Raw genomic sequence first — 1,218 nt, forward strand, 5'->3', positions numbered from 1 at the left:
GGCTGACCGCGTCGGCGCCGACCATCTTGGCGATCTCGATCTGGCGCTTGGCGATCAACGGCCGCGCGATCGACGTGCCGAGCAGGTACAGCCCCTCGTACAGCGCGTTCGACCGCATCATCGGGAACACGTAGTCGCGGACGAACTCCTCGCGCAGATCGTCGACGAAGATGTGCTCGGGCTTGACGCCCATCATCTCGGCCTTGGCGCGCGCGGGCTCGAGTTCCTCGCCCTGGCCGAGATCGGCGGTGAAGGTGACGACCTCGCAATTATACGTCTGCTGGAGCCATTTCAGGATCACGCTCGTGTCCAGGCCACCGGAATAGGCCAATACGACCCGATTGATGCCGGCGTCGCCGGCGGGACGATTGATCTGATCGGTCACGGCAGAATCCTTCGGGCAATATCCAATGCCCGCGCCCCTATGCGCTAGGGGGCGTCCATGCAACCGGCGCCTGCAACTATGGCGTTAATGGCGCGTACAACCGAACCGGTCTATCCGCCGCCCAAATCCTCTGGAGTTACCGCACCGTGCTACGCCAAACGCTTACCGTTCTCGCCCTTGCCGGCCTTGCGACCCCGGCGCTCGCGCAGGAAACCCGCGCGTCCGCTTCGGCCAAGTTCAAGTCGGAGTTCGCCGCGTCGGATACGAACAAAGACGGCGTCCTGACGCGCGCCGAAGTGCAGGCACGGATCGGCAACATGAAGGTCGGCGGGCAGGGGCGTCCGGACCCGGTCCACGCCAAGCGCCTCGCGGACCTGTGGTTCACCAGCGCGGACAAGAACAAGGACGGCAAGGTAACGCAGGCGGAGGCGCAGGCGCTGCTCGCGGCGACGTTCGCGAAGTACGACGCGAACAAGGACGGCAAGATCGGCGGCGACGAGCGCGCTGCGGCGAAGGCTGACGTGCAGGGGCCGCGCTGAGGCTTGGCAGTTCCCCTCGCTGGGAGGGAGGGGTTTAGGTGGGTTGGCTGTTTTGCTCGGGTCGTTGGTCCCAAGCGGCCGACCCACCCCCGGCCCCTCCCTTTCAGGGAGGGGGGCAGGTTAGCCCTTGCGTGAGGGCTGCTCGTCTTTCGATCATTTGGGTATGAGTCGGCGTCGGCGAGTGTGCTGCGACGAGGGTGATCGGGCAGGACCTGCGTCGAGTCACGACGGGTTCCCCTCGCTGGAAGGGAGGGGTTAGGGGTGGGTTGGCTTGTTTTGCTGGCGCTGCTGGTT

2 protein-coding genes are annotated in these 1,218 nt (G+C 65.5%); one reads left to right on the forward strand and one right to left on the reverse strand.

The features are described 5' to 3' along the window. The coding region (locus tag U1872_RS22460; RefSeq protein ID WP_332795076.1) for an argininosuccinate synthase domain-containing protein at positions 1–385 on the reverse strand (385 nt) is incomplete at its 3' end. A gap of 146 nt (positions 386–531) precedes the next feature. Here U1872_RS22460 and U1872_RS22465 point away from each other — a divergent pair. Beyond that, positions 532–924: an EF-hand domain-containing protein gene (locus U1872_RS22465; RefSeq protein ID WP_332741721.1), complete on the forward strand. Its 393-nt coding sequence runs from the start codon at positions 532–534 to the stop codon at positions 922–924. The last annotated feature ends 294 nt before the right edge of the window (positions 925–1,218 follow it).

Origin of the sequence: Parasphingomonas frigoris (assembly GCF_036663815.1) — a bacterium.
In the GTDB taxonomy this organism is placed as follows: domain Bacteria; phylum Pseudomonadota; class Alphaproteobacteria; order Sphingomonadales; family Sphingomonadaceae; genus Sphingomonas.